Here is a 21,779-nt window from a genome sequence, read left to right on the forward strand (position 1 = left end):
CGCGGGCTGCAACTTCTGGACCTGGGCGTGCGCTGTGACACCCAGACCTCGATGGCGAAATGGTATGCAACCGAAATGGCCGTCGAAATCGCCGGCAAAGCGGTGCAGATCCACGGCGGCAACGGCATCACCAAAGAGTTCCCCGTTGAACGGCACTTCCGCAATGCAAAGGTCATGCCGATTCCCGATGGCACCACCGAAATCCAAAAACTGGTCATCGGGCGCAACCTGACCGGGCTTAACGCGTTCTGAAAAGGGCCTTGGCCGCCCCACCGTCGGCGCTCGTCAGCGTCGAGGGTGGGCACGACCCGGAGTGATCGCGATACGGGCGAAGAGTCAGTAGGACTTGGGCATCCCCAATGCCTTCTCGGCCACGTAGGAGAGGATCAACTCCTCGCTGACCGGCGCGATGAAGTTCAGTACGCTTTCGCGAAAGTAACGCTCGACGTGGTATTCCTGCGCGAAGCCAAAGCCGCCGTGGGTGCGCACCGCGCGGAATGCCGCTTCGTAGGCCGCCGAGCCGGCGAGGTTGCGCGCGGTATTGGCCTCCAGCCCGCAGGGCTTGCCCTGATCGTAAAGCGTGGCGGCTTTGTAGGTCATCAGTTCCGCCGCCTGAAGGCGCATCCACACCGAGGCCAGCGGATGCTGGATCGCCTGGTTCTGGCCGATTGGACGGTCGAAGACGACGCGTTCGCGCGCATAGGCGGCCGCCTTTTCCAGTACGTACATCCCAAACCCGACCGCAGCCGCGGCGACAATGATCCGCTCGGCATTCAGCCCGTGGAGCAGGACCTTGAAACCCTCACCTTCCGCGCCGATGCGGTCCTCTTCGGGCACCTCCAGCCCATCAATGAAGATAGCGTTGGAGTCGACCGCCTTGCGGCCCATCTTGGCAATTTCATGCACGTCGATCTTGCTGCGGTCGAAATCGGTGTAGAACACTGACATGCCGTCGGTCGGTCGCTCGCAGTCCTCGATGGGCGTGGTCCGGGTCACCAGCAGGATGTGATCTGCGCGCTGTGCGGTCGAGGTCCAGACCTTGCGCCCGTTGACCACATACCCACCGTCTTCGCGTCGGCGCGCAAAGGTCGAGATATGCGTGGTATCAAGGCCGGCGTCCGGTTCGGTTACGCCGAAGCAGGAGCGGTGCTCTCCGCGGATCAGAGGCGGCAGCATTCGAGCCTTCTGTTCGTCGGTGCCGAAGCCGACCACCGGTTGCAGCCCAAAGATATTGATATGCACCGCGGAACTGGCCGCCGCGCCGTAACGCCCGATCTCCTGCATGACCAGCGATGCCTCTGTGATACCCAGGCCCGATCCGCCATACTGCTCTTCCATCGTGACGCCATAGAAACCGCCCTTTGCGATCTCGGCCGCAAAATCTTCGGGGAAGGTCCCGGTTCGTTCGCGTTCCAGCCAGTAGGCATCGTCGAAACGCGAGCAGATCCTGGCCACCGCGTCGCGGATGGCCCGTTGCTCTTCGGTGAGATCGAAATCCATGCGATCACTCCTTCTTCTGACGTGGGTGTGGTTCGCCCGAATGCTCGGGCGGGGCGGGTTCCGCCATATGCGGGCGCCAGGAGCCGGGATCTCCTGTGGCGAGATTGCCGAACTGGCGCTCGGCGGAAAAGACGTCGCTGCGGATCTGCACGAGGTGAGCCATGACCGGGCGGCCTTCGGGATCGAACAAGCGCGAGACCACATGGGCCACCGGCTCGCTGAGGGTGATGCCCAACAGGTGCGCGGTGGCGATGTCGGCCCGAACGATGGTGATGATCTGGTCGCCCGACAGATCCGTCATGCCGGTGTGGTCGCGCAGCAGTTGCGAATATAGCTGCGTTTCGTCAGCGCCCTCGGGCAGCATCTCGAAATAGCGTTGCGGCAGCCACAGATCGACCAGCGAATACGGCTGCTGCCCGGCGTGATGGCGCTTGCGCACATGAACCAGCGGCGTTTCCATCCCCGTCAGGTCGCGGCCAAGATCGGGAAGCTCCTTACAGGGCGCACGCGACAATATATCTATACGCACCTGTGCCCCGAGCGTCAGCGGATCGTAGGCGGGCGCACGTGGCTCGCTCTCCTCGGCCGCCGCAGTCACGAAGGTGCCCAGTCCGCGCGTGCTGTCGATCATGCCCTCATTGCGCAGAACCCCAAGAGCCTGGCGGACGGTTTCGCGCGCCAGGCCGTATTCGTCGCGCAGGGCCGGAAGGGTTGGCAACTGGCTGTGTATGGGCCAATCGCCGCAGCGAATCTTTTCGCGAAATAGGCTTGCGAGCTTGAGATACAAGGGGATGCCGTCACGCTGCCGAAGCAGTTCCCTGGCCGAGCCTTCCTCCGGGCGGGGACAGTGGCCGACGCCGGTGGTCCGGGTGCCGCTCAAGGCTGGTCGCCGGACCGAGGCACCGCTCCTGTCAGACCGTCGTTTACCGACGAGTCCTGCTCGGGTTGCACAACGACACCGGCCTTTATCAGTTGAGCAACCCTTTCCGGTGAGAAGCCGAACTCTTCCAGGATCGCCGTGCCCTGTGCGCCAAGGGCAGGTGCCGGAAGATCGGGGCCCATCTCGACGCCGCGCATCGTATAAGGGCTTCGGACCCGGCGCATCGGCCCCTGCTGGGGATGGTCATAATCTTCTATCAGGCCAACGGCGCGGACATGCGGATCGTCGGGCAGGTCCTCCATCGCCATCACTGGGGCATTGGGAATATCGAGGGCATCGAACAGCGCCTGCCACTCTGCGGTGGTCCGCTGCGGCAGGATATGCGTTACAACAAGTTCATAGAGTTCGGGAAAATGCCGCTGTGCGGTCGCCGCGTCGGTCATCATGGGGCCGTCGGCCACGTCGTCGCGACCCACAGCACGCAGAAACCGCTGCCATTGATCGAATTTGTAGATCCCGTGCGCGATGAAACCGTCGCTGGTTTGCGCTGGTTTGCGGAATGGACTCATGACCCGCGCATAGCCGAACCCGCCTTCCGGAGGCCGGAAGGCCGCCCCGTTGAAATGCTGGCTCAACATCACCGATATCATCGTTTCGAACATCGGCGTTTCGATGTAGCACCCTTCGCCGGTGGTGCGCTGCCGGAACAGGCCGGCCAGCATCGCCTGACCCAGCGCCAGCCCGGTGATCTTGTCGGCGGCCACCATCGGCACAAAGGCGGGGGCACCTGCGTTGCGCCCGTTGGCCTCGGCCAGACCCGACCGGGCCTGAATCAGGTCATCGAAGGCGGGCAAGTCGGCATAGGGCCCGTCCTGCCCGAACCCGATCGCGGCGCAGTAGACGATGCGCGGATTGACCTCCCGCACGGCGTCATATCCAAGACCCAGCCGCTCGATCGCAGGCACTCGCATATTGTGAACCACGATGTCCGCCTGACTCAGCATCTCCAGCAGCGCCGCACGCCCTTCGGGGGATTTGAGATCAAGCGCAATGCTGCGTTTGTTCCGGTTCACCGCCATCCACTGAGCGGTCATACCCGGCACGCGCGAGGCGCCGAGGCGCCGATAATAGTCGCCTTCCGGCGCTTCGACCTTGATCACATCAGCGCCGAAATCGCCCAGGAACTGGGTGGCGTAGGGGGCCAGGAGAATATGGCCCAGCTCTACCACGCGCACCCCGTCGAGCATTTGAAACATGATTCCCCCCCCCGGCACCGGATCGGCTGCACCGACCGCACGCTACAAAAGACTAAAAGACTGTATTGCTAGTTTTTTTGCACGGGGAGCGTTGACATGCAAGGGGGCCTTGCTAAGTTTGGCGCCACAATGAGGCTAAGGCGGCTCGTTTCCGGCGTGGAAATCGCCGATGGAAATGGCCCGAAATAGCGCCAAAAAAAAGGGGGGGGGTGGCCGCAATGGAACCGCCGAAGAAAAGGGGGGGCGCGCGCGGCCTGTTGGCCGTTTCGCGGGGGCTGGCCGTGCTAGAGACCGGGTTTGCGGCGCTGGCCTGTGTCGCACTGGCGGTGATCATGCTGATCGTGGTCGTGGATGTTGCGATGCGCTACGCGCTTTCGATGCCACTGGGCTGGTCCTACGACCTGATCGGTCTCTACCTTGTGGTCACGGTATTCTTCCTGATGCTGCCCGACACACTCCATCATCACGGGCACGTGGCAATCGATCTGTTCCAAAACATACTTCCGCCACGGGTTCGCCATCTGGGGCAGGCGGTGGGCTATGCTGCAGGGGCAGTTGTCATGGCGCTGATCGCGTTCGAGGCCTGGGGCCGCTTCCAGAGCGCCTATGCCGGGCAGGACCGGATCGCCGCGCTGGTCCCATGGCTGACCTGGCCGGCCTATCTGGTCGTCCTGATTGGCACCGCGCTGCTGACGCTGCGCCTGATCTACCGGGTGGTCGGGCACGCGTTTTCCATCTTCTCGCGCCACGATCTGGTTGAAATGCCGCCCCCGCCCGAGACCACCGCGCTCCAAGGGGAGGACGTCCTGTGACGGTGGCTCTGGTAATTGCGCTTCTGGCCGGGCTGCTTGTGATCGGGCTGCCGGTGGCCTTGGCAATGGCGATTTCGGGGTCTGTAGGGCTCTATCTGTTCGGCGGCATGGCGGTACTGGGCGGCATCCTGAAGACTGCACCCCTAAGTACCGCGAATTCCTACGAAATCATCACCATCCCGATGTTCATCCTGATGGCCGAATTCGTGATCATCTCGGGCGTGGCGCAAGATCTCTTTCGCGCTGCAACCATTTGGGTCGGCCGTCTCCGCGGCGGCCTGGCCATGGCTACCGCGGTAGCCGGGGCGGGCTTTGGCGCGATCTCGGGGTCGAGCACGGCAGCGGCGGCAACGCTGGCATCCACTTCGATCCCGGCGATGATCGACGAAGGCTACGACCCCAAGCTGGCCAGCGGCGTCGTGGCGATTTCGGGCACACTGGCGATGTTGATTCCGCCATCTGTGGCGCTGATTCTCTATGGGATCATTGCCGATGTCTCGGTCGGACAGCTGCTGGTGGCGGGGGTGATACCGGGGATTCTGGTCGCTCTGACCATCATGGCCACGGTCGCGGTTCTGGTGCGGATTGATCCCTCGGTCGCGCCTGCCGGCCAGCCTTACAGCTTTCGCGATAAATTTGCGTCGCTGTCGCGTGTCGGGCCAATGCTGCTGCTGTTCCTGGCCGTCACCGGCACGATCTACTCGGGCATTGCCACGCCGACCGAGGCATCGGGGATCGGCGCCTTCGGCGCGATGCTGCTGGCGCTGCACGAGCGCAAACTGGGATTCAGCCAAGCCTGGGGTTGCCTGAGACGGGCGGCGCAGACCACCTGCATGATCCTTTTCGTGATCCTCGGCGCGCATATCTTTGGCTATTTCTTCACCCTCACGCGGGTGACCAACGATTTGACCCAATGGATCGGCGGCCTTGGTATTTCGCCGATGGGGGTGATGGTGGTGATCCTGATCATCTACGTCTTTCTGGGTGCCTTCATGGACCAGATCGCCATCCTCATCCTGACGGTGCCGGTGCTTTTGCCGCTGGTCCTGTCGCTGGGCTTCGACCCGATCTGGTTCGGGGTGATCGTCGTGGTGACGGCCGAGGTCGGCATGGTCACTCCGCCGCTGGGCATGAATGTCTTTGTGGTGGCCCGATATACCCGGCGACCCTTGGGCGAAATCTTTCGCGGGACGTTTCCGCATGTTCTGGCGCATTTGCTGGTGATCGCGTTGCTCACTGCATTTCCCGTGCTGGTGCTGTGGCTGCCCTCGACAATGAACTGACGACGTCGGCCTGCGCAATAGCGCCAGTCCATAACCCTAAAAGACAGGAGGAGAATGAAATCATGACCAGAATATCCAAATTCCCATCGCCCTTACGGACAGCGGGCTGGGCCCTGAGCGTTGCCTTGCTACCGCTCGCCGTGCAGCCGGTTGCAGCGCAGGAGATCGAACTGCGCGCGGCCGACAGCCTGCCCACCGGCCATTACATTGCCCAGAGCCTGATCGAACCTTTCATGGAACGGGTGAGCGAGCGGACCGGGAAAACCGAGTTCGCGTACTTCCCGGCTCAGCAACTCGGCAAGGCCAAGGACCTGCTCTCGCTGACCCAGACCGGCGTGACCGATATCGGCTATGTCGGCCCCTCCTATGTCAGCGACAAGATGCCCCTTTCGGCGGTCGGGCAGTTGCCCGAGGCGTTTTCGACGTCGTGTGAGGGCACGATGGCCTATTGGGAGATCGCCAAGCCCGGCGGCGCGCTAGACCAGGCCGAATTCGCGCCGAACGGCGTGCGCCTGCTGATGGCGATGGTGCTGCCGCCCTACAACCTGCTGACGTCGAGCCGTGAGATCACCGGTTTGGACAGCATGGACGGCCTGAAGATCCGCAGCACTGGCGGCGCGCTTGACCTGACCGTCCAGAAAATCGGCGGCGTGCCGGTGCAGATGCCGGCGCCCGAAGTGCGCGAGGCGCTGTCGCGCGGGACGATCGACGCCGGGCTCTTCCCCTATCCCAGTGTCACCCCTTACGGAATGGAAACATTCCTTGACTGGGGTACGCAGGGGATGAACTTTGGTTCCTTTGTCGCGACCTACGTGATCAGGCAGGAAAAGTGGGACAGTCTGCCCGAAGACGTCCAGCAGGCGATCACCGAGATCGGCGAAGATTTGACTAGGGAAGGATGCGAAACTGCCGACCGCCAGAACCTTGAAGTCAAGCAGCAGATCGCCGAGGCGGGCGTGACCTTCGTTGACCTGCCCGCCGGAGATGTCGAAAAGCTGAACCAGATCCTGTCGACGGTTGGGTCCGAATGGGCCGAGCAACTCGATGCCCAAGGCAAGCCCGGAACCGAGATCCTGGAAGCCTTCCGGTCCGCGCTGAAAAGGAACTGATACCAGATCGTGGTCGGCCCGGCTCCTGTGTCGGGCCAGGCCACCAAAAACGCGCAGAAGTCAGCCGGTGGGTGCATCTGAATCCTGCCCTTCGACACTCAGCCTGGTCGTCCGTTATGCAGCTGAAGTCCGGGCGAGCCGTGCATACGTTCGGCCACATTGATCTGGCGTAGATGCGCCTCGCCGGTCCCGATCTCGGCGACGAGTTGATGCGCGAACGGCGCGGGCGAATTGGGTTTCGGCGATATGGCGCAGATGGGCGGCAGCGAGAGTGTCCGACCTTTTGTGTATGACTGATCCGGTCCATGCTTCATCGAAAGGACGCATGAATGACCATCTCGAAAGAAATCCTGGATGGATAACGTACAGGATCTTCCGCACATTTGATTCCGGCGATGGTTCCTTTCAGACTGGCTGACCCGGACGGTCAGAAGGATATACTTGGGACAACGATCATGCAGCGCCCGGCCCAACCGGAAGAAGTAGCCGGGGCGGTGCCGTTTCTGGCGTCCGACGAGGCATCCTATATGACCGGATCCGAAATGGTGGTCGATGGCGGCTATACCGCGCAGTAAAATGGGCGGAGCCGGAAGCTTGGGACAGGCGGGTCCGGTTGGCCGCGAACCGATCCTGGCCAGCCGGGCACCGGCTGCCCGCCTGGCCTGGTTCCGTCAGGCGTCGGCGCGCGGAAGGCGGATTTCGGACAGAACCTCCTCCGTGTGCTCGCCCAGCCGCGGTGGCAGCCGGCGCACCCGGCCGGGGCTGTCCGAGAACTGGACCGGTATCCGGAGCGTCACGACGGCGCCCTCTGTCGGGTGCTCGTGGCGCTCGAAATACCCGGTTTGAACCAGATAGGGATCAACCAGCAGATCCTCCAGGCTGTTGGCCGGTCCATTCGGCACGTCGGCCGCGTCGAACCGGCGGCGCCACTCGGCGGTTGTATTCCCCGCGATTGCCTCGGCGAGGAACCAATATAACTAGTCAATGTGATCGGTGCGCAACTCTGCTGTGGCAAATCGTGGATCGTCGCGCAGCTCGGGCCGGCCTATGGCGTCGAAGAGACGCAGCCACTGGTTGTCCATCGCCGCCATCACACAGATGTGCCCGTCCTGCGTTGGATAAGGCCGATGATGGGGCGAGAATACCCGGCTGTAACCCATGCCCAGATCGGGCCGGTCGAGCGTTGCGCCCCAGAGATGCTCGATCAGATTGAAGTTGACCATCGCATCCATCATCGGCACGTTTACCTGCTGCCCGTGGCCGGTGCGCTCGCGCCAGACGAAGGCCATCGCGATGGACGATGCCTGGATGTAACCGCATAGTTGTCGGCGATTACCGTGGGTAATAGCGCGGCTCATCGGTGGCCCGGGCCATCATCCCGGCTACGCCGCTGGCGCCCTGGATCACATCGTCGAAAGCAAGCCAGTCGCGGCGCTCACCATCCAGCCGGAAGCCAGAAGACGAGGCATGAATGATGCGGGAATTGACCGCGCGGATCGCCTCGTAGTCGACGCCCAGCCGTTCGGCGGCGCCGGGGCGTATCGAATGCACCAGCACGTCCGCGGAACGCACCAGATCAAGGAGCGCGGCCCGCGCGTCGGGTTTCTTCAGGTCGAGCACGACCGAGCGTTTGTTGCGGTTTGTATTGAGGAACAGTGCCCCCATCTTCGGGTTGCGCGACGGTCCCACCTGGCGTGTGTAGTTGCCGTCGGGTGACTCGATCTTGATGACGTCGGCCCCCATGTCGCCGAGGATCTGGATCGCCACCGGTCCAAGCACGTTGACCGAAAGATCAAGCACCCTGTAACCCGCAAGCGGTCCGTCCCCCTCGGCTGGCTGCTGCGGCTGACTGTCCATTTTCTTTTCCCTTTGCGGTATCGCACCCTTCGAGTCAGCAATGCGCGCCGTAGTCTGGCGGTCAGTCGACCCGCGACCCAAGGGCGCAGCGCCGCGAGCGAAGCTTGCGATCGCTGTATTGCTGTTCTGACGGCGTGCGTGGTCGTGGCGCTTCCGTGACGAACTTGTCCCATAGGGCCTCCTTCCATTCCTGCGAAAGGATCACACCATTAAACCGTGGGATCAAACACCTAAGCCGAAGAAATCGTGATGCCGGCGATCGTCGCCATGTCGGGAGCGATCGCCGTGACCGGACAGGATGCGCAAAAGGGGATCGCAGTTGCCCTTGAGCACATCAACGCCGATGGCGGCGTCGCCGGTCGGCCGCTGAAGATCCAACTTTACGACACACAGGGCAATCCCGGGGTGGTGCGCCAGGTGATGGAGCGGTTGACCCGCCTCGAGCGGGCTCCGGTCATCCTTGGCTGCGAGATCAGCGCAGGCACATCGGCTGCGGCGCAGTTCGCCGAGCAGGCGCGGGTTCCTCACCTGAACTCGCCGGCGGTGTCGGCCGAGCTCCTCGAGCGCGGTTACAAATGGTATTTCTCCGATCAGATCACAGCCGATACCGAGGCGGCCACGGTCGTGGAATTCTTCGAACACCTGATGACGCAAGGCGACGTCGTCCCGGCGTTGCTTTATGAAGACAGCCCGCGCGGCGCCGGAACCATCGAGCGGATCGAAGTTCTGCTGGAGGAGCGGGGCATCGAGATCGCCGCCAGCGCGCCGTATTCGCGCAGCGATCGCAACCTTCTGCCGCCGGTCAAGCGGGTGCAGACATCGAGTGCCAACATGGTGATCTGGGCCGGCTACACCGAAGATGTGGTGACCAAGCTCCAGGCAATGCAGCAGCATGACTTCAAGCCCTACATTGTCGGAATCAGTGGCGGTCCGGTTGATGTGCGCACCCCGCAACTGGTGGACAGGGGCTTCGTCGAGGACGTCAATCTCAGCACGGTGGACTACTTAAATCCCGACATGGACCGCGCCCAGCGTTTTGTGAAGGCTTACGAGTAACGGCACGGCATCGTGCCGTCAAGCTATGCGTCGATGTGCAACCGCGGTGTCTACACGCTGAAGGCCGTGCTGGAGAAGACGCTTGAGTCCGGCCAGAAACTGACGACCGAGAACCTTCGCGCCGCCATCCTTAAGATCGACATCCCCGGCGATCAGCTGATCTCGCCGTTCTCGCGGATCAAATTCGACGAACACGGCAGGAACGTCGGATCGCAGAACCTGATCGCGCAATGGAAGAACGGCGGCACGAAAAAGGTCACGATCTGGCCGCCAGAGGTGGCTGTGGAAGAGCCCAATCCTCTGAACTGATGCGAAAACTATAACCGGGGCCCAAGATGAAGCTGTCGATCGAGTCTCTCGTCTCCGGTTACGGTCTGCTCGACGCGCTCCACGGCGTCAGCATCGAGATCGGCCGAGGGCGAGGTCGTGGCTGTGATCGGACCGAACGGCGCGGGCAAATCCACCCTTCTGCGCACGATTTCGGGCCTTGTGGCCGCCCGTTCCAGAGCGATCCGCCACGATGGCAAGGAAATCGGCGGTTTTGCCGCCAGCGAGATTCCGCGCCTCGGCCTCGTCCATGTTCCTGAGGCGCGGCACGTCTTCGGGTCACTCACGGTCGAGCAAAATCTGATCGTGGGTGCGAGCGCCGCACTCGACGCGAAAGACCGAAAGGACGCCCTTTCCGATGCTGAGCCAGAAGGCCCGCGAACTTGCCGGAGGGCTCTCAGGCGGTCAGCAGCAGATGCTGGCGATCGGGCGCGCTTATGGCCCGGCCCAGCATGATCATGCTCGACGAGCCGTCGCTCGGCCCCGCGCCTCTGATGGTCGAGCAGATGTACGAGGCCCTCGACGGTCGGCGCCGCACCGGCCTGAGCATTCTTCTGGTGGAACAGGATGTCTACATGGCGCTGGATTTCGCCAGCCGCGCCTATGTTCTGGAAAACGGGACAATCGCCCTCGCCGCAGCCTCTGACGTCTTGCGCCACGACGATCACGTGCGCCGTTCGTATTTGGGAATCTGACCCGCCCTGTGCCCGCATTCCGCCTGCCATTCAGACCGGCAGCGGCGACAGACCGTGCGCAAACTGCGGACCGATCAGCCCCGTAGCGCCGAGATGCCCAGGGCCCCCTGTGCCAGAAGCAGCGCCTGAAGCTGGTTGGTGCCTTCAGCGATCGTGAGATGTCGCACATCGCGATAATAGCGCTCGACGGGGAAATCACGGGTGTATCCGGCCCCGCCGTGCACTTGCAGGGCAGTCTCGCAAACCCGCAGAGCCGTATCGGAGTTGTGACGCTTGGCCATGGAACAGGCCCGGCCGCGATCCGGTGCCCCGCGATCCAGCGCGTCAGCGGCCCGGCACGCCAGCAACCGCGAGGTTTCCACGCCAGTCAACATATCTGCGATCATCTGCTGGACCAGTTGAAACCCGCCGATCTTGCGTCCGAACTGTTCTCGCGCGCCCGCATATCGCAGCGCCGCCTCATAGGCGGCAATTGACAGGCCCAGGCAGGTGAAAGAAACGAAACAGCGCCCCACGTTCAGATAATGCTTGGCGATGGCGAACGCCTCGCCCTCGGCGCCGATCAGGTGGTCTGCGGGCAGCAATACGTCCTCAAACAGCAGCTCGCCTAGCGGGCATGAATTCATGCCCATGCTGCGGACCTCTCGGGTTGAAAACCCTGCTGTTCCCGCCTCGACCACGAAGGCCGATACCTCCGCGCGTTCGCCGTCGCCCGACCGCGCGAAAACCACCCCGAGATCGGCCCCGGTCCCGTTGGAGATATACAGTTTGCGTCCGTTCAGCCGCCAGCCATCACCGTCGCGCCGGGCCCGTGTTTCCACGTTGCTGGCGTCCGAGCCGACGTTCGGCTCGGTCAGCGCAAAAAAGGCTGTCTTGCGACCCGAAACCAGATCGCCCAGCCACCTTGCCTGTTGCTCCGGCGTTCCATGCTGCGCGACGATCATCAGGACAAGGTTCGACGTGCTGACGATGCTGCGCAGCGACGGCCATACCTGAGACAGCTCGCACAGCAGCGCGCAATATGTCAGATAATCAAGCCCGGCACCGCCTTGCGCCTCTGGCAAAAGACCGCCCAGCAGGCCGAACTCGCCCATCTTCTGCAACACTTCGGGCGGCGGCGGACGGTGGGCATCCTCGTGCGCCTCGACCAGGGGCGCCACCTCGGCGTCAAGGTATTTGCGGAAGCTGCGCCGCGCCGTTTCCTGCCAGTCGTCCAGCTCAAACTGCATCGGTCCTCACTCCAGCTTTTCGGCTTGGTCCAGAATTTCGGCCTGATGCTCGCCCACTGCCGGGACGTGGCCCGCCGGATCACTCATCCCAGCCATCGGCACCGGGAAGGCCATCACCTGGGCCGCGCCGGCTGAGCGCACCATCCCGCGCGCCTTGAGCTGCGGGTCCCGGGCCAGATCCTCCAGCCCGTTGACCGGGGCGAAGGGAACATCCTCGGCCTCGAAGATCTCCGCCCAATGCGCATAGGGACGCGCGGCGATCAGCGGGGTCAGGGCGGCGCGGATATCATCCGTGCGGTCGGTGCGTGCGGCGAAGTCGTCAAGCGCAGGATCGTCGAAGCCCGTCATCCCGGTGGCACGGATCAGGCGGCGGAAGAAATGCGTCTCGATCGCGCCGATGGTGATGTATTTACCGTCGGCGGTCGCGAAGATACCATAGGCGGCGCGGCGCAGGATATCGGCCTTTGTGATCTCGCGCCCGGCCTGGCGTCCGGCGTCCCACACACCGTAGCGCGGGGCGACCCAGCTGGCCAGCGCGTCGGTGATCGCCACGTCCAGATACTGGCCCCGCCCCGTGGCGTCGCGTCCGTGCAACGCAGCAAGAATGGTGATGATGGCATACATGGCTGCCGAGAGATCCCCGATCGGCACGCCCGTCGTGTATTCAGGCGGTCCGTCGGGCGCGCCCGAGATCGCCACCGCGCCCGCCATCGCCGCGTAGTTCAGATCATGCCCCGGCCAGTCGCGCGCCGGCCCGGTCTGACCATAGCCGCTGACCGAACAGTAGACGAGGCCGGGATTGAGCGCCGAAAGCGTCTCATAGTCGATGCCCAGCCGCGCGGTCACGCCCGGGCGATAACCCTCGATCACGACGTCCGCCCGTTTGGCCAGCCGCAGGAAAGCCGCGCGGTCTGTGTCATCCTTTAGGTTCAGGGCGATGCTTTTCTTGCCGCGGTTCACGGCGGCAAAGAGGCCGGGGAACATGGCGCGCGCGGCGTCGCCCGCAGGACGTTCGACCTTGATGACCTCGGCCCCCATCTCGGCCAGTTGCTGCGTTGCATAGGGCCCAGGCAGAAGCTCGGTCAGATCGAGAACGCGAAGCCCCGAAAGCGGTGCAGTGCCGGTCATTTTTGCTCTCCTGTGCTGTCTGCGCGGTCCGGGTCGGCAATCCCGGCGCATTCCGCCGAGTCGTCCTGTTCCAGGATCATGTCCCAGATCTTCTGACCCTGCGGATTTTCGAGCTCTTCCATCAGATGCGCCAGAAGCCCGGCGGATCGGCCAATCAGGGCGAAGGCCCGCGCCCAGATCGGGGCAAGCCCCATGTCCGAAACGGTGGCCCCGACCGCGCCGGCGGCGTTGATGGGCAGCAGACGTCCATATTCCTCGCGGGCGGCGGCCTCGACGGCCGCCATGAAGCGCCAGTGCCGCCCGTCGAACCCATTCTCGCCGGCGATCCGGCGCAGGACCGGCGTGCGGGGGTCGCCGTCGACATGGATCGGATGACCGAGGCCTGGCACGATCCGGCGCGCCGCGCGAAAGGCGCGCACGGCCTCTTGCGCGCGGGCGGCATAGGCTGCGTCGTCGTCGCTGTCGGACAGCTCGCCGATCTCGTCGCGGGTAAAGGCCGCGGCGTTCTGCATGGTGCCGAGAAAATGGTTCCCCGCGCCCAGCAAGCCCGCGGCCACCGCACCCTGAAGCGATTCCGGCGCGCCGAGAATGGTCATCCGCGCGGCGATGGCGCTGGGGGTAAGGCCGTGATCGGTGGCGGTGACGATGATCGCGTTGGTCATCGCGCGGGTGCGGGCATCCGGCTCTTTCCCCGTGGCGGTGAAATAGATCATGTCGACGAAATCCATCTTGCCCAGGATCTCATCGGCCAGATCGCGCCCGCGCACATAGATGCGGTCGCGGGTGGTGAAACCGATGTCCGTCTTTACCGTCATTGCCTTGCCTTTCCTTCTATCTCGGTCGGAGCGCGCAGGATCACCGCGTCAAGCACCGTCGCACCCGCCGGACCGGCGCGCACCGGATTGAGATCCATCTCCGCGATGTCGCCGCGCGCACCCAGGGCGGCCAGGATCACGAGAAGATCGGCCAGCGCGCCCAGATCGGCGCCGGGGCGGCCGCGCAGCGGACCCAGCAGTGCGCGTCCGCGGATCTCGTCGATCATCGCCAGCGCCTCGTCCCGCCCAAAGGGCGCGGCGCGGTGCGTGACGTCAGAAAGCGCCTCGACCATCACGCCGCCGAGGCCGAAGCTCACCACCGGGCCGAACACCGGATCGCGGTGCAGTCCCGCCATCACCTCGACGCCCGGCCCCTGTTCCATGCGCTCAACCAGAGCGCGCTCCAGCCTGTGCCCCTGTGCTGAAAGCGATGTCATCATCGCGCCCCAGGCCGCCGCCAGCGCCTGCTCATCCATCAGCCCGACGGCCACGGCCCCGGCTTCGGTCTTGTGCAGAAGACCGGGCACCAGCGCCTTGAGCACCACCGGAAAGCCGATCCCGCGCGCCGCCTCGCCTGCCTGTCTGGCACTGGTCACGACCCGTCCTTCGGGCACGGTCAGACCCAGGTCGGCCAGCACCGCCTTGGCGGCAGCCTCGTCAAGCTCGCCGGGCGGAAATGCGGGTAGAGCAAGCGTGGAGGTCCCCGAGGGGCTCCAGTCGCCGCGCCAGATCAGCCGCTTCAACGCCGTCACTGCCTTGCCGAGGCTGCGAAAAGGCGCCAGCCCTGCCGCGTTCAGCGTGGCATAGCCAGCGGCGCGATGCCCGCTCATCCAGACCGGCAGGAGCAGAGCCGGGCTGTCCGGCGCCAGCGCGACCATGTCGTCGGCGGACCGGTCGGTGATCGGGCCGTAGTCGGCGGGAATCGGCAGAAGCACAACATCGGTGGCCGGGTCCCGCGCCACCAGCGACAGGCAATCGCGGTTGAGCTTGTCTTGGGTGAAGACCTGGGTGGTCAGGTCCACCGGGTTATCGACCGCCGCATAAGACGGGGCCAGCGCACGCAACCCCGCGCGGGTGCCGGGGGCCAGTTCGGACAGGATCAGCCCGGCGCTGCCCACCATATCGGCGGCCAGCGCCGCTGTGCCACCCGAGAAGGAATAGACGCAGATCCCCCGCCGCGGGGCGATGCCGACGCGCTCGAACAGCGCCACCGTATCGATCAATTCGTCCAGATCCTCCACCTCGACGATGCCATGCTGGCGAAACAGTGCCGAGGTGACCGCCGCCGATCCGGCAAGCGCGGCGGTGTGCGAACGGGTGGCAGCAACGCCATAGTCCGACTTGCCCACCTTCATCGCCACCACCGGCTTGCCGGCGCGAGCAGCGGCGCGGGCAGCTGCCAGAAAGCGCGGCCCGTCGCGGAAGCCTTCGGCGAGAAGGGCGATTACCTTTATGTCGGGATCGCCCACCATGTGGTACACGACATCGGCCATGGTCAGGTCGGCTTCGTTGCCGGTAGAGCACCACAGGCCAACGCCGATACCCCGTTCGCTTGCCTGGATGAAGGCGCGGCCAAGTCCGCCGCCCTGGGTGACAAGCCCAATGCCGCCGCCCAGCGTGTCGTTCTTGAATACCGGTGAAAAGGTCAGCCCAAGGCGGCGGTTGATGTTGCTCAGCCCTGGCGAGTTCGGCCCGTAGATGCGCATCCCGCTTTGCCGGGCGATTTCAGCCATCTCGGCTTCGACGGCACGGCCCTCATCCCCGGTTTCGCCAAAGCCAGAGGTGAAGACCACCGCAAACCCCGTTCCTGCTGCCGCGCAATCGCGCAAGGCACCCACCACCGCATCGGCTGGAAGGCACACCACCGCCACATCGACGGGGCCAGGCAAGGCCGACATTGCAGAATAGGCGCGCAAACCATGCACCCTTTCACGCCCGGGGTTGACCGGAAAGATCTGCCCATCGAAGTCGGAATGCTCGGCAAGGTTCAGCAAGGTGTCGCTGCCCACGCTACGGGGCCTTTCACTGGCGCCCAGGATCGCCACGCTGCGTGGCGACAAGAGCCGCGAAAGATCGGGAAAGTCGCGGGCGACCACCGGCTCAGCCACCTTGCGGCGCCCGCCGGACGAGCAGTTTCCAGACCCCTTCCACCACGGTTTCGCCACGCTGGTTGATGACCTCGCGCCGGAACGACAGGATGCCGCGTTCGGGTTTCGAAGTCTCGCGCTTCTCGGCTACGGTAACGCGCACGCCAATCGTGTCGCCGATGAAGGTGGGGTTGGGAAAGCTGCACTGCATGTCGAGCAACCCCAGAAGCGAGGGTTCCAGGAACGTGTTCATCAGCATCCGCGTGGTCAGCCCGGACATCACCGACACCACCAGAAGCCCGTGCGCGATACGCTGGCCAAAGGCCGAATCGGCGGCATATTCGGCATCGACGTGCAGCCGGTTGAAGTCGCCTGACAGGCAGGCGAAATTAGCCACGTCGGCCTCGGTGATGGTACGGGTGGGGCTATCGAACTGGTCGCCTTCGTTCAGGTCCTCCCAGTAGAGTTGCTGGCCCTTGAGGGCCGAAAGATCGGGCCGTGTCATTGGGTTTCCTCCTCTGGCAGCGCTAGCACTGCCTCTTTCAGTTCAGCCTTGAGAACGCGGCCGGTCAGGTTGCGCGGCACCGCCGTCATAAAGACCACGCGCCGCGGGCGCTTGTATCGGTCAAGCCGGGTTTCGGCATGGGCGATCACATCGGCCGCTGTCAGCTGCGCGCCCGGCGCGGGCACGATCACTGCGCAGATCGCCTCGGTCCAGTGCGGATCGGGCAGGCCGATGCAATGCGCCTCGGCAATCGCCGGGTGGCCGGCCAGCGCCTCCTCGATCTCGGGGGCGTAGACATTGATGCCGCCGCTCTTGATGATGTCGCGCTTGCGACCCGTGAACCAGAGCAGCCCTTCGTCGTCGATCCGGCCCAGATCGCCCACGGTCAGATAGTCGCCGCGCCGGGTTTCAGCGGTCAGCGCCTCATCCTTGTAATACCCGTCGTAGCGGCTTTCGCTGCGGGTGCAGATCTCGCCGACCTCGCCCTGCGGCACCTCGTTTCCATCGTCGTCCAGCAGTTTGAGTTCCACCCCGAAGAAGGGGCGGCCGACGCAGTTGCCCGCAAGGTTGCGGCGCAGATCCCGAGCGGTCAGGTTGGCATAGGGTCCTGCTTCGCTGGAGGCGGCATAGATCATCAGCGCATCGCCGAACTTGTCGAGCGCGGCACGCTTGAGGTCGAGATACATCTCGCCGCCGCCAGATTGCAAAGTCCCCAGCGACGACAGATCGGCGCTCGCGAACCCCTCGGCCTCGACCATCCGCTGGAGCATGGCGGGCAGCAGCATGGTGGCGGTCAGCCGCTCGTCTTCGATCAGCCGTAGCGCGGCGGCCCCGTCGAAGCGGCGCATCAGATAGACGCTGGCACCCAGATAAAGCGGCAGCAGCGTATAGGTGCAGCCGGCCGACAGGCAGATCGGCAGCGCCGACAGCGCCCGGTCGTCGGGGCGGAAACGCTGCTCGATGGCGCGTTCCTCCATGCCGAAGAGACTGCGCAGCGCGCCCTTGGGCTTGCCGGTGGTCCCCGACGTGTGCAGCATGATCGTGGTGCCGTCCTGCCCTTGCGGCGGATCGGGCGGTGTGTCTGCCAGAAGGTCCGACAGGCGCGGCAGTCCTTGCGGGGCCCCGTCGCCGATGGTGACGATGTCGTCCACCACGGTCCGGAACAGATCGGCATGATCCAGCGCCGCATCGCCCAGCAGCAGGGTTTTGCTGTCCGAGCGGGCAACCACATCGGCCATGACTTCGGGCGCGATGCGATAGTTGATCGGTGCGGGAATTGCGCCTAGCCCCGTCACCGCCACATAGGCGGCAAGGAAATCGGGATGATTTTCCGAGATCACCGCCACCTTGTCGCCCGGTCCGATGCCGCGCCGCGCCAGCACCGTCATCATCCGTTCCACCCGGTCAAGGAAATCCGTATAGGTCTGGCTCCTCCCCTCGAACACCACCGAGGGTTTCGTGGGGAACCGCCGCGCGTTCAACCTCAGGGCCTGGAGAAAGGTCATCGGCATGGCCGCCTCCTCAGGTGAAGGCCGAGATCCCGAGAACCTCGCGCCCTATGATCAATGTCTGGATTTCCGATGTGCCTTCGGGGATCAGCCCGCCGCGCGTGTCGCGGAACAACCGTTCGACGGGGTAGTCGGTCGAATAGCCCAGCCCGCCGTGCGCCTGCAGCGCCATCGAGGCCACCTCATGCGCCGCCTCGCTGGCATAGAGCTTGGCAATCGAGCATTCCTTGCGCCCAGGCAGACCCGCGTCCAGCGCTTGGGCGGCACGGTCAGTCAACGCGCGCGCCGCTTCGGTGCGGATGGTCATGTCGACGATCAGCTTCTGCACCAGCTGATAGCTTCCGATCACGTTGCCGAACTGCTTGCGCGTCTTGACGTAATCGGTGGACAGGTCCAACGACCGCTGCGCCGCGCCCACCGCGCCCGCCGCCACGTTGAGCCGGCCATAATTCAACCCCGTAAGGATCGCCTTGAGGCCCTTTCCCGCAGGACCCAACAGGTTTTCCTTTGGCACCTTTGCGTCTTGAAAGGCCAGCTGCGATGTCGCGGTGGCCTTGATGAACATCGTGCCCACCCGCGAAGCTTCGAAATCGGTCTCCTCGAGGTCCACGATGAACAGACTCAGATCGCCATCACAGCCTTCCGTGAATGTCCGTGCCACCAGGATTCCGACCCGGCCGTTGACGCCGTTCGTCGTCCACAGCTTGCCGCCATTGATCAGCCAGTGGTCGCCCTTGTCCTCGGCGCGGGTCTGCACCGAGGCAACATCAGAGCCGTGGTCGGGTTCGGTGATCCCCACCCAGACCGGCATCTGGCCAGCCATGACGGGTTTCAGCCACTTTTCCTTCTGGCGCGCATCGCCCAGGTGGTGGAACAGTGCGATCACGATGTTCACGGTGTTGAGCAGAACCCGGAGTGAAAGCCAGCGGTATCCTGCTTCCTCCATCATCATCGCCCAGGTGCGATAGCTGAGGCCGTAGCCACCGGCCTCTTCCGAGAGAAGCCCGCCAAGATAGCCGAACTGGCGTAGCTCGCCCATTATCGCCCAGGGCAGATCGCCCGTCGCCTCGCATTGCGAGATGCGCTCTTCGGTCAGCTCGCGCGCCATGAAGCCCCGGATGCTGTCTCGCAGCATCCGCGTCTCTTGATCCTCGACACAGGCGGAGGCCGGGACATGTTTAGCCATATCGCCCCCCGGTGATGTGAAGCGTCTCGCCCGAGATGTATTCCGCCGCATCCGAGGCGAGGAACACCACGCCGTTGGCGATGTCGCGTTCGTTGCCAAGGCGCTGCACGGTATTCATTGCCAGAGCGCGCGACTTTATCCGGTCGTAGTTTGGAAGCGCCTCGATCATCTCGGTGGCGATGAACCCCGGCGCGATGGCATTTACGGTGACATTGAAGCGCCCCTGTTCCATCCCCAGCGCCCGGGTGAAGCCGATGATGCCGGCCTTGGCGGCGGCATAGTTGGTCTGTCCCGGATTGCCGAGATAGGCGCGAGAGGAGATGTTGATCACCCGGCCCCACTTCTGTTCCATGAAGTACGGCACCACGGCGCGCGAGCAGGTATAGGCACCCTTCAGGATCACGCCCACAACAGCGTCCCAGTCCTGTTCGGGCATCTTGGTGATGTAGTTGTCGCGCGGAAATCCGGCATTGTTGACCAGGATGTGGACGGCGCCAAATGCTTCGATCGTGCGCGAGACGAGGGCTTCGACCTGTGCCTCGTTCGTGACATCGCAGACCACGCCGATCGCGTCGTATCCGTCGGCCTCAAGAGCGGCGCGGGTGGCTTCTGTGGTTTCGGGGTCGATATCGGTGATCACCACCTTCGCCCCCTCTTCGGCCAGCGCGCGGGCGGTCACTGCGCCGATCCCGCGACCCGATCCGGTGACGATAGCCACCTTGTCCTTTAGTCCCAGTTCCAAGTTACGCTCCTTCAGGTTGTCAGTATTCGCCCGAGAACACGGTTACGATCTCGGGAAAGAATGCGATCAGGGCCAAGACCGCGAACTCGGCCAGCACGAAAGGCAGCACCCCGACAAAGACCCGTTTAAGAGGTACGCCGGTGATCGAGCTGGCGACGAAAACGTTCATTCCGATTGGGGGGGTAATCAGCCCGATTTCGACCGTTTTGGTCACCAGGATGCCGAACCAGATCGGCGAATAGCCAAGCTCCATGACCATTGGAAAGACGATCGGCATGGTCAGGATCAGGATCGCCAGCTGATCCATCACGCAGCCCAGCAGGATGTAGATCAGGATCAGGATTAAAATCACCACGCCCGGCCCGATCTCAAGCCCTTGCACGTACGAAACCAGCGCCTGCGGTGCCATGGTCAGGGTGACAAAATAGCCGAAAATGTGCGCCCCGATAATAATGGTGAAGATCATTGCAGTCGGGCGCGTTGTACGTTCGAGCGCCCCCATGAATTCGCGCCAGCCCATACGTCTGAGCAACACGGCGGCAATCATGATCGCGCCAAAGCAGCCGACCGCGGCGGCTTCGGTCACGGTGACAGCGCCAGAATAAATCCCGGCCACGACAAAGACGAACAGCAGAACCACCGGCCAGATGTCGCGCAGTGACGCGAAGCGCTCACGCCACCCATGGCTTTGCACTGGTGGCGCCAGATCGCGGTTCAGCGTCGCCCAGACCATCGTGATCCCGGCAAAGCTGAGCGCGGTAATGAGACCCGGCAGAATGCCGGCAATGAACAGCCCGCCGATCGAGGTTTCGGTGATGATACCGTAAACCATCAGCACAACCGAAGGCGGGATCATGATCGACAACGTCCCGGCGGCCGCAACCGTGCCTACGATCATGCCGCGGTCATAGCCATATTTCTCAGCCTCGGGCGCGACGGTGCGCGCCATCGTGGCCGTCGCCGCGGTGGACGAGCCCGAAACCGCCCCGAAGCCTGCGCTGGTAAAGACCGTGGCCACGGCCAGTCCGCCGGGCAAATGGCCCACCCACCTGTTGGCGGCGCGGAACATGTCCGACGAAATCCGACTGGCCGACAGGATCTCGGCCATCAAGATGAACAAGGGAATGGCGGTCAACAGCCAAGAGGCGGTGTTGCGATACGGGGCCACCGACAGGATGCCGAGCGCCAGATTGAGCCCGCCGATCAGATACAGGCCGACGGTGCCGGCGATGCCCATCGCGAAGCCTATCGGCATCCCGACGACGAGAAGCCCCGCCAGCAATAGCGACACAGGTGCAAGAAATTCCATACTCAGCCAATCCGATCCGAAGCGCCGCGAAGGTGCTGAACGTCACCCGCCGCATTTACGAGAAGGCGCAGAACGATCAGCACGCAGCCAATCGGCGCAATCACAAGCGTGGTGACGAGAGGCGCGTCGATGTCGCCGGATGTGCGATATCCGAAGTCCCACGCCTTAAGCGCCTCGCGCGAGGCACCGTAACAGATCAGCGCAAAAAACGCGGCCGCTGCCAATCGCAAGACGACATTGAAACCGGCCCGCAGCCCTTCGGGCAGAGCATCAAACACTATCCCCACTCGCACGTGGCCATCATACATTTCCAGATAGCTCAGGCTTCCGAACACGATGATGGGCATCAGATATAGCTCTGTAGCGCCAATGACCCCTTCGATCGGGTCATTCAGGATATAGCGCGTAAAGACCTGTATGAGGATCAGCACCAGCATGACCATCATCGCAGCGCGCGACAGCCAGTTCATCCCGGTATCCACCCGGTCCATCGCT

General features: G+C 63.8%; 23 protein-coding genes and 1 pseudogene. 9 read left to right on the forward strand and 15 right to left on the reverse strand.

Features of this window, described 5'->3' with window-relative positions; all coding sequences use genetic code 11:
- A partial coding sequence (locus tag ACU0DV_RS19845) for an acyl-CoA dehydrogenase family protein (RefSeq protein WP_446263362.1) occupies positions 1 to 252 on the forward strand: 252 nt, incomplete at its 5' end.
- An 84-nt stretch (positions 253 to 336) separates the two neighbouring features.
- Here the strand turns inward: ACU0DV_RS19845 and ACU0DV_RS19850 are convergent.
- Genes ACU0DV_RS19850 through ACU0DV_RS19860 form a run of 3 tightly spaced genes read right to left on the reverse strand, consistent with a single transcriptional unit; the run spans position 337 to position 3,636 of the window.
- Positions 337 to 1,500 (reverse strand): acyl-CoA dehydrogenase family protein, encoded by a 1,164-nt coding sequence (locus tag ACU0DV_RS19850; RefSeq protein ID WP_027264382.1) that lies wholly within the window; start codon positions 1,498 to 1,500, stop codon positions 337 to 339.
- A 4-nt stretch (positions 1,501 to 1,504) separates the two neighbouring features.
- Positions 1,505 to 2,380, reverse strand: a complete 876-nt coding sequence (locus ACU0DV_RS19855) for a GntR family transcriptional regulator (RefSeq protein ID WP_027264381.1) — start codon at positions 2,378 to 2,380, stop codon at positions 1,505 to 1,507.
- On the reverse strand, positions 2,377 to 3,636 hold the full coding sequence (locus ACU0DV_RS19860) for a CaiB/BaiF CoA transferase family protein (RefSeq protein ID WP_071974357.1): 1,260 nt from the start codon (positions 3,634 to 3,636) through the stop codon (positions 2,377 to 2,379). Before ACU0DV_RS19860 ends, ACU0DV_RS19855 begins: the two co-directional genes overlap by 4 nt.
- 281 nt (positions 3,637 to 3,917) lie before the next feature.
- Between ACU0DV_RS19860 and ACU0DV_RS19865 the strand changes: the two genes are divergently transcribed.
- From ACU0DV_RS19865 to ACU0DV_RS19880, 4 genes are all read left to right on the forward strand, one after another.
- Positions 3,918 to 4,448, forward strand: coding sequence for a TRAP transporter small permease (locus tag ACU0DV_RS19865; RefSeq protein WP_446273570.1), 531 nt, complete (start codon positions 3,918 to 3,920; stop codon positions 4,446 to 4,448).
- A complete protein-coding gene (locus tag ACU0DV_RS19870) occupies positions 4,445 to 5,731 on the forward strand; it encodes a TRAP transporter large permease (protein WP_027264380.1) in 1,287 nt (428 codons plus the stop codon). The genes ACU0DV_RS19865 and ACU0DV_RS19870 overlap by 4 nt, the downstream gene beginning before the upstream one ends.
- Before the next feature lie 62 nt (positions 5,732 to 5,793).
- On the forward strand, positions 5,794 to 6,840 hold the full coding sequence (locus tag ACU0DV_RS19875; RefSeq protein ID WP_036051585.1) for a TRAP transporter substrate-binding protein: 1,047 nt from the start codon (positions 5,794 to 5,796) through the stop codon (positions 6,838 to 6,840).
- A 395-nt stretch (positions 6,841 to 7,235) separates the two neighbouring features.
- Entirely contained in the window at positions 7,236 to 7,415 is a 180-nt protein-coding gene (locus ACU0DV_RS19880; protein WP_027264377.1) for an SDR family oxidoreductase, read from the forward strand.
- 96 nt (positions 7,416 to 7,511) lie between these two features.
- Here ACU0DV_RS19880 and ACU0DV_RS19885 read toward each other — a convergent pair.
- Positions 7,512 to 8,198, reverse strand: a pseudogene (locus ACU0DV_RS19885) (CoA transferase).
- Positions 8,173 to 8,697, reverse strand: coding sequence for a CoA transferase (locus tag ACU0DV_RS19890; RefSeq protein ID WP_250637868.1), 525 nt, complete (start codon positions 8,695 to 8,697; stop codon positions 8,173 to 8,175). The pseudogene ACU0DV_RS19885 and the gene ACU0DV_RS19890 overlap by 26 nt, the downstream one beginning before the upstream one ends.
- A 249-nt stretch (positions 8,698 to 8,946) precedes the next feature.
- Here ACU0DV_RS19890 and ACU0DV_RS19895 point away from each other — a divergent pair, with 249 nt between their 5' ends.
- The 4 genes from ACU0DV_RS19895 (at position 8,947) to ACU0DV_RS19910 (ending at position 10,775) form a co-directional block, all read left to right on the forward strand.
- Positions 8,947 to 9,753: an ABC transporter substrate-binding protein gene (locus ACU0DV_RS19895; protein ID WP_071974356.1), complete on the forward strand. Its 807-nt coding sequence runs from the start codon at positions 8,947 to 8,949 to the stop codon at positions 9,751 to 9,753.
- Positions 9,754 to 9,765: 12 nt separating this feature from the next.
- Positions 9,766 to 10,062 carry a hypothetical protein gene (locus ACU0DV_RS19900; protein WP_133119767.1) on the forward strand — a complete coding sequence of 99 codons (297 nt, stop codon included), beginning with the start codon at positions 9,766 to 9,768 and terminating at the stop codon, positions 10,060 to 10,062.
- Between the two features lie 117 nt (positions 10,063 to 10,179).
- Positions 10,180 to 10,536 (forward strand): ATP-binding cassette domain-containing protein, encoded by a 357-nt coding sequence (locus ACU0DV_RS19905; RefSeq protein ID WP_198952313.1) that lies wholly within the window; start codon positions 10,180 to 10,182, stop codon positions 10,534 to 10,536.
- A complete protein-coding gene (locus ACU0DV_RS19910) occupies positions 10,518 to 10,775 on the forward strand; it encodes a hypothetical protein (RefSeq protein WP_051372688.1) in 258 nt (85 codons plus the stop codon). The genes ACU0DV_RS19905 and ACU0DV_RS19910 overlap by 19 nt, the downstream gene beginning before the upstream one ends.
- Positions 10,776 to 10,849: 74 nt before the next feature.
- On the opposite strand, the gene ACU0DV_RS19915 is transcribed toward ACU0DV_RS19910, so the two are convergent.
- The 10 genes from ACU0DV_RS19915 to ACU0DV_RS19960 are packed head-to-tail and all read right to left on the reverse strand — an operon-like array spanning position 10,850 to position 21,754.
- Complete coding sequence (locus tag ACU0DV_RS19915) at positions 10,850 to 12,004, reverse strand: acyl-CoA dehydrogenase family protein (protein ID WP_027264374.1); 1,155 nt, start codon at positions 12,002 to 12,004, stop codon at positions 10,850 to 10,852.
- Positions 12,005 to 12,010: 6 nt separating this feature from the next.
- Complete coding sequence (locus tag ACU0DV_RS19920; RefSeq protein WP_027264373.1) at positions 12,011 to 13,132, reverse strand: CaiB/BaiF CoA transferase family protein; 1,122 nt, start codon at positions 13,130 to 13,132, stop codon at positions 12,011 to 12,013.
- On the reverse strand, positions 13,129 to 13,947 hold the full coding sequence (locus tag ACU0DV_RS19925) for a citryl-CoA lyase (protein WP_036051583.1): 819 nt from the start codon (positions 13,945 to 13,947) through the stop codon (positions 13,129 to 13,131). The genes ACU0DV_RS19920 and ACU0DV_RS19925 overlap by 4 nt, the downstream gene beginning before the upstream one ends.
- Positions 13,944 to 16,055: an acetate--CoA ligase family protein gene (locus ACU0DV_RS19930; protein WP_198952314.1), complete on the reverse strand. Its 2,112-nt coding sequence runs from the start codon at positions 16,053 to 16,055 to the stop codon at positions 13,944 to 13,946. Before ACU0DV_RS19930 ends, ACU0DV_RS19925 begins: the two co-directional genes overlap by 4 nt.
- Entirely contained in the window at positions 16,048 to 16,539 is a 492-nt protein-coding gene (locus ACU0DV_RS19935; RefSeq protein WP_027264371.1) for a MaoC family dehydratase, read from the reverse strand. The genes ACU0DV_RS19930 and ACU0DV_RS19935 overlap by 8 nt, the downstream gene beginning before the upstream one ends.
- Positions 16,536 to 18,050, reverse strand: coding sequence for a class I adenylate-forming enzyme family protein (locus tag ACU0DV_RS19940; RefSeq protein WP_027264370.1), 1,515 nt, complete (start codon positions 18,048 to 18,050; stop codon positions 16,536 to 16,538). Before ACU0DV_RS19940 ends, ACU0DV_RS19935 begins: the two co-directional genes overlap by 4 nt.
- 10 nt (positions 18,051 to 18,060) lie before the next feature.
- The gene (locus tag ACU0DV_RS19945; RefSeq protein WP_048534161.1) at positions 18,061 to 19,233 is read right to left on the reverse strand and encodes an acyl-CoA dehydrogenase family protein; all 1,173 of its coding nucleotides are present in this window, start codon (positions 19,231 to 19,233) and stop codon (positions 18,061 to 18,063) included.
- The gene (locus ACU0DV_RS19950; RefSeq protein ID WP_027264368.1) at positions 19,226 to 19,975 is read right to left on the reverse strand and encodes an SDR family NAD(P)-dependent oxidoreductase; all 750 of its coding nucleotides are present in this window, start codon (positions 19,973 to 19,975) and stop codon (positions 19,226 to 19,228) included. The genes ACU0DV_RS19945 and ACU0DV_RS19950 overlap by 8 nt, the downstream gene beginning before the upstream one ends.
- A gap of 19 nt (positions 19,976 to 19,994) precedes the next feature.
- Positions 19,995 to 21,284, reverse strand: a complete 1,290-nt coding sequence (locus tag ACU0DV_RS19955; RefSeq protein ID WP_027264367.1) for a TRAP transporter large permease — start codon at positions 21,282 to 21,284, stop codon at positions 19,995 to 19,997.
- A gap of 2 nt (positions 21,285 to 21,286) precedes the next feature.
- Positions 21,287 to 21,754, reverse strand: a complete 468-nt coding sequence (locus ACU0DV_RS19960; RefSeq protein ID WP_157815108.1) for a TRAP transporter small permease — start codon at positions 21,752 to 21,754, stop codon at positions 21,287 to 21,289.
- Between the last annotated feature and the right edge of the window lie 25 nt (positions 21,755 to 21,779).

This window comes from Sagittula sp. (assembly GCF_052825245.1).

What these genes read in the sequence shown, in the direction of transcription:
- ACU0DV_RS19850 (WP_027264382.1), bottom strand. Translation starts at nt 1,500, where the DNA reads ATGGATTTCGATCTCACCGAAGAGCAACGGGCCATCCGCGACGCGGTG.
- ACU0DV_RS19860 (WP_071974357.1), bottom strand. Translation starts at nt 3,636, where the DNA reads ATGTTTCAAATGCTCGACGGGGTGCGCGTGGTAGAGCTGGGCCATATT.
- ACU0DV_RS19875 (WP_036051585.1), top strand. Translation starts at nt 5,794, where the DNA reads ATGACCAGAATATCCAAATTCCCATCGCCCTTACGGACAGCGGGCTGG.
- ACU0DV_RS19880 (WP_027264377.1), top strand. Translation starts at nt 7,236, where the DNA reads ATGGTTCCTTTCAGACTGGCTGACCCGGACGGTCAGAAGGATATACTT.
- ACU0DV_RS19890 (WP_250637868.1), bottom strand. Translation starts at nt 8,697, where the DNA reads ATGGACAGTCAGCCGCAGCAGCCAGCCGAGGGGGACGGACCGCTTGCG.
- ACU0DV_RS19895 (WP_071974356.1), top strand. Translation starts at nt 8,947, where the DNA reads ATGCCGGCGATCGTCGCCATGTCGGGAGCGATCGCCGTGACCGGACAG.
- ACU0DV_RS19910 (WP_051372688.1), top strand. Translation starts at nt 10,518, where the DNA reads ATGGCCCGGCCCAGCATGATCATGCTCGACGAGCCGTCGCTCGGCCCC.
- ACU0DV_RS19915 (WP_027264374.1), bottom strand. Translation starts at nt 12,004, where the DNA reads ATGCAGTTTGAGCTGGACGACTGGCAGGAAACGGCGCGGCGCAGCTTC.
- ACU0DV_RS19920 (WP_027264373.1), bottom strand. Translation starts at nt 13,132, where the DNA reads ATGACCGGCACTGCACCGCTTTCGGGGCTTCGCGTTCTCGATCTGACC.
- ACU0DV_RS19925 (WP_036051583.1), bottom strand. Translation starts at nt 13,947, where the DNA reads ATGACGGTAAAGACGGACATCGGTTTCACCACCCGCGACCGCATCTAT.
- ACU0DV_RS19935 (WP_027264371.1), bottom strand. Translation starts at nt 16,539, where the DNA reads ATGACACGGCCCGATCTTTCGGCCCTCAAGGGCCAGCAACTCTACTGG.
- ACU0DV_RS19940 (WP_027264370.1), bottom strand. Translation starts at nt 18,050, where the DNA reads ATGCCGATGACCTTTCTCCAGGCCCTGAGGTTGAACGCGCGGCGGTTC.
- ACU0DV_RS19945 (WP_048534161.1), bottom strand. Translation starts at nt 19,233, where the DNA reads ATGGCTAAACATGTCCCGGCCTCCGCCTGTGTCGAGGATCAAGAGACG.
- ACU0DV_RS19955 (WP_027264367.1), bottom strand. Translation starts at nt 21,284, where the DNA reads ATGGAATTTCTTGCACCTGTGTCGCTATTGCTGGCGGGGCTTCTCGTC.
- ACU0DV_RS19960 (WP_157815108.1), bottom strand. Translation starts at nt 21,754, where the DNA reads ATGAACTGGCTGTCGCGCGCTGCGATGATGGTCATGCTGGTGCTGATC.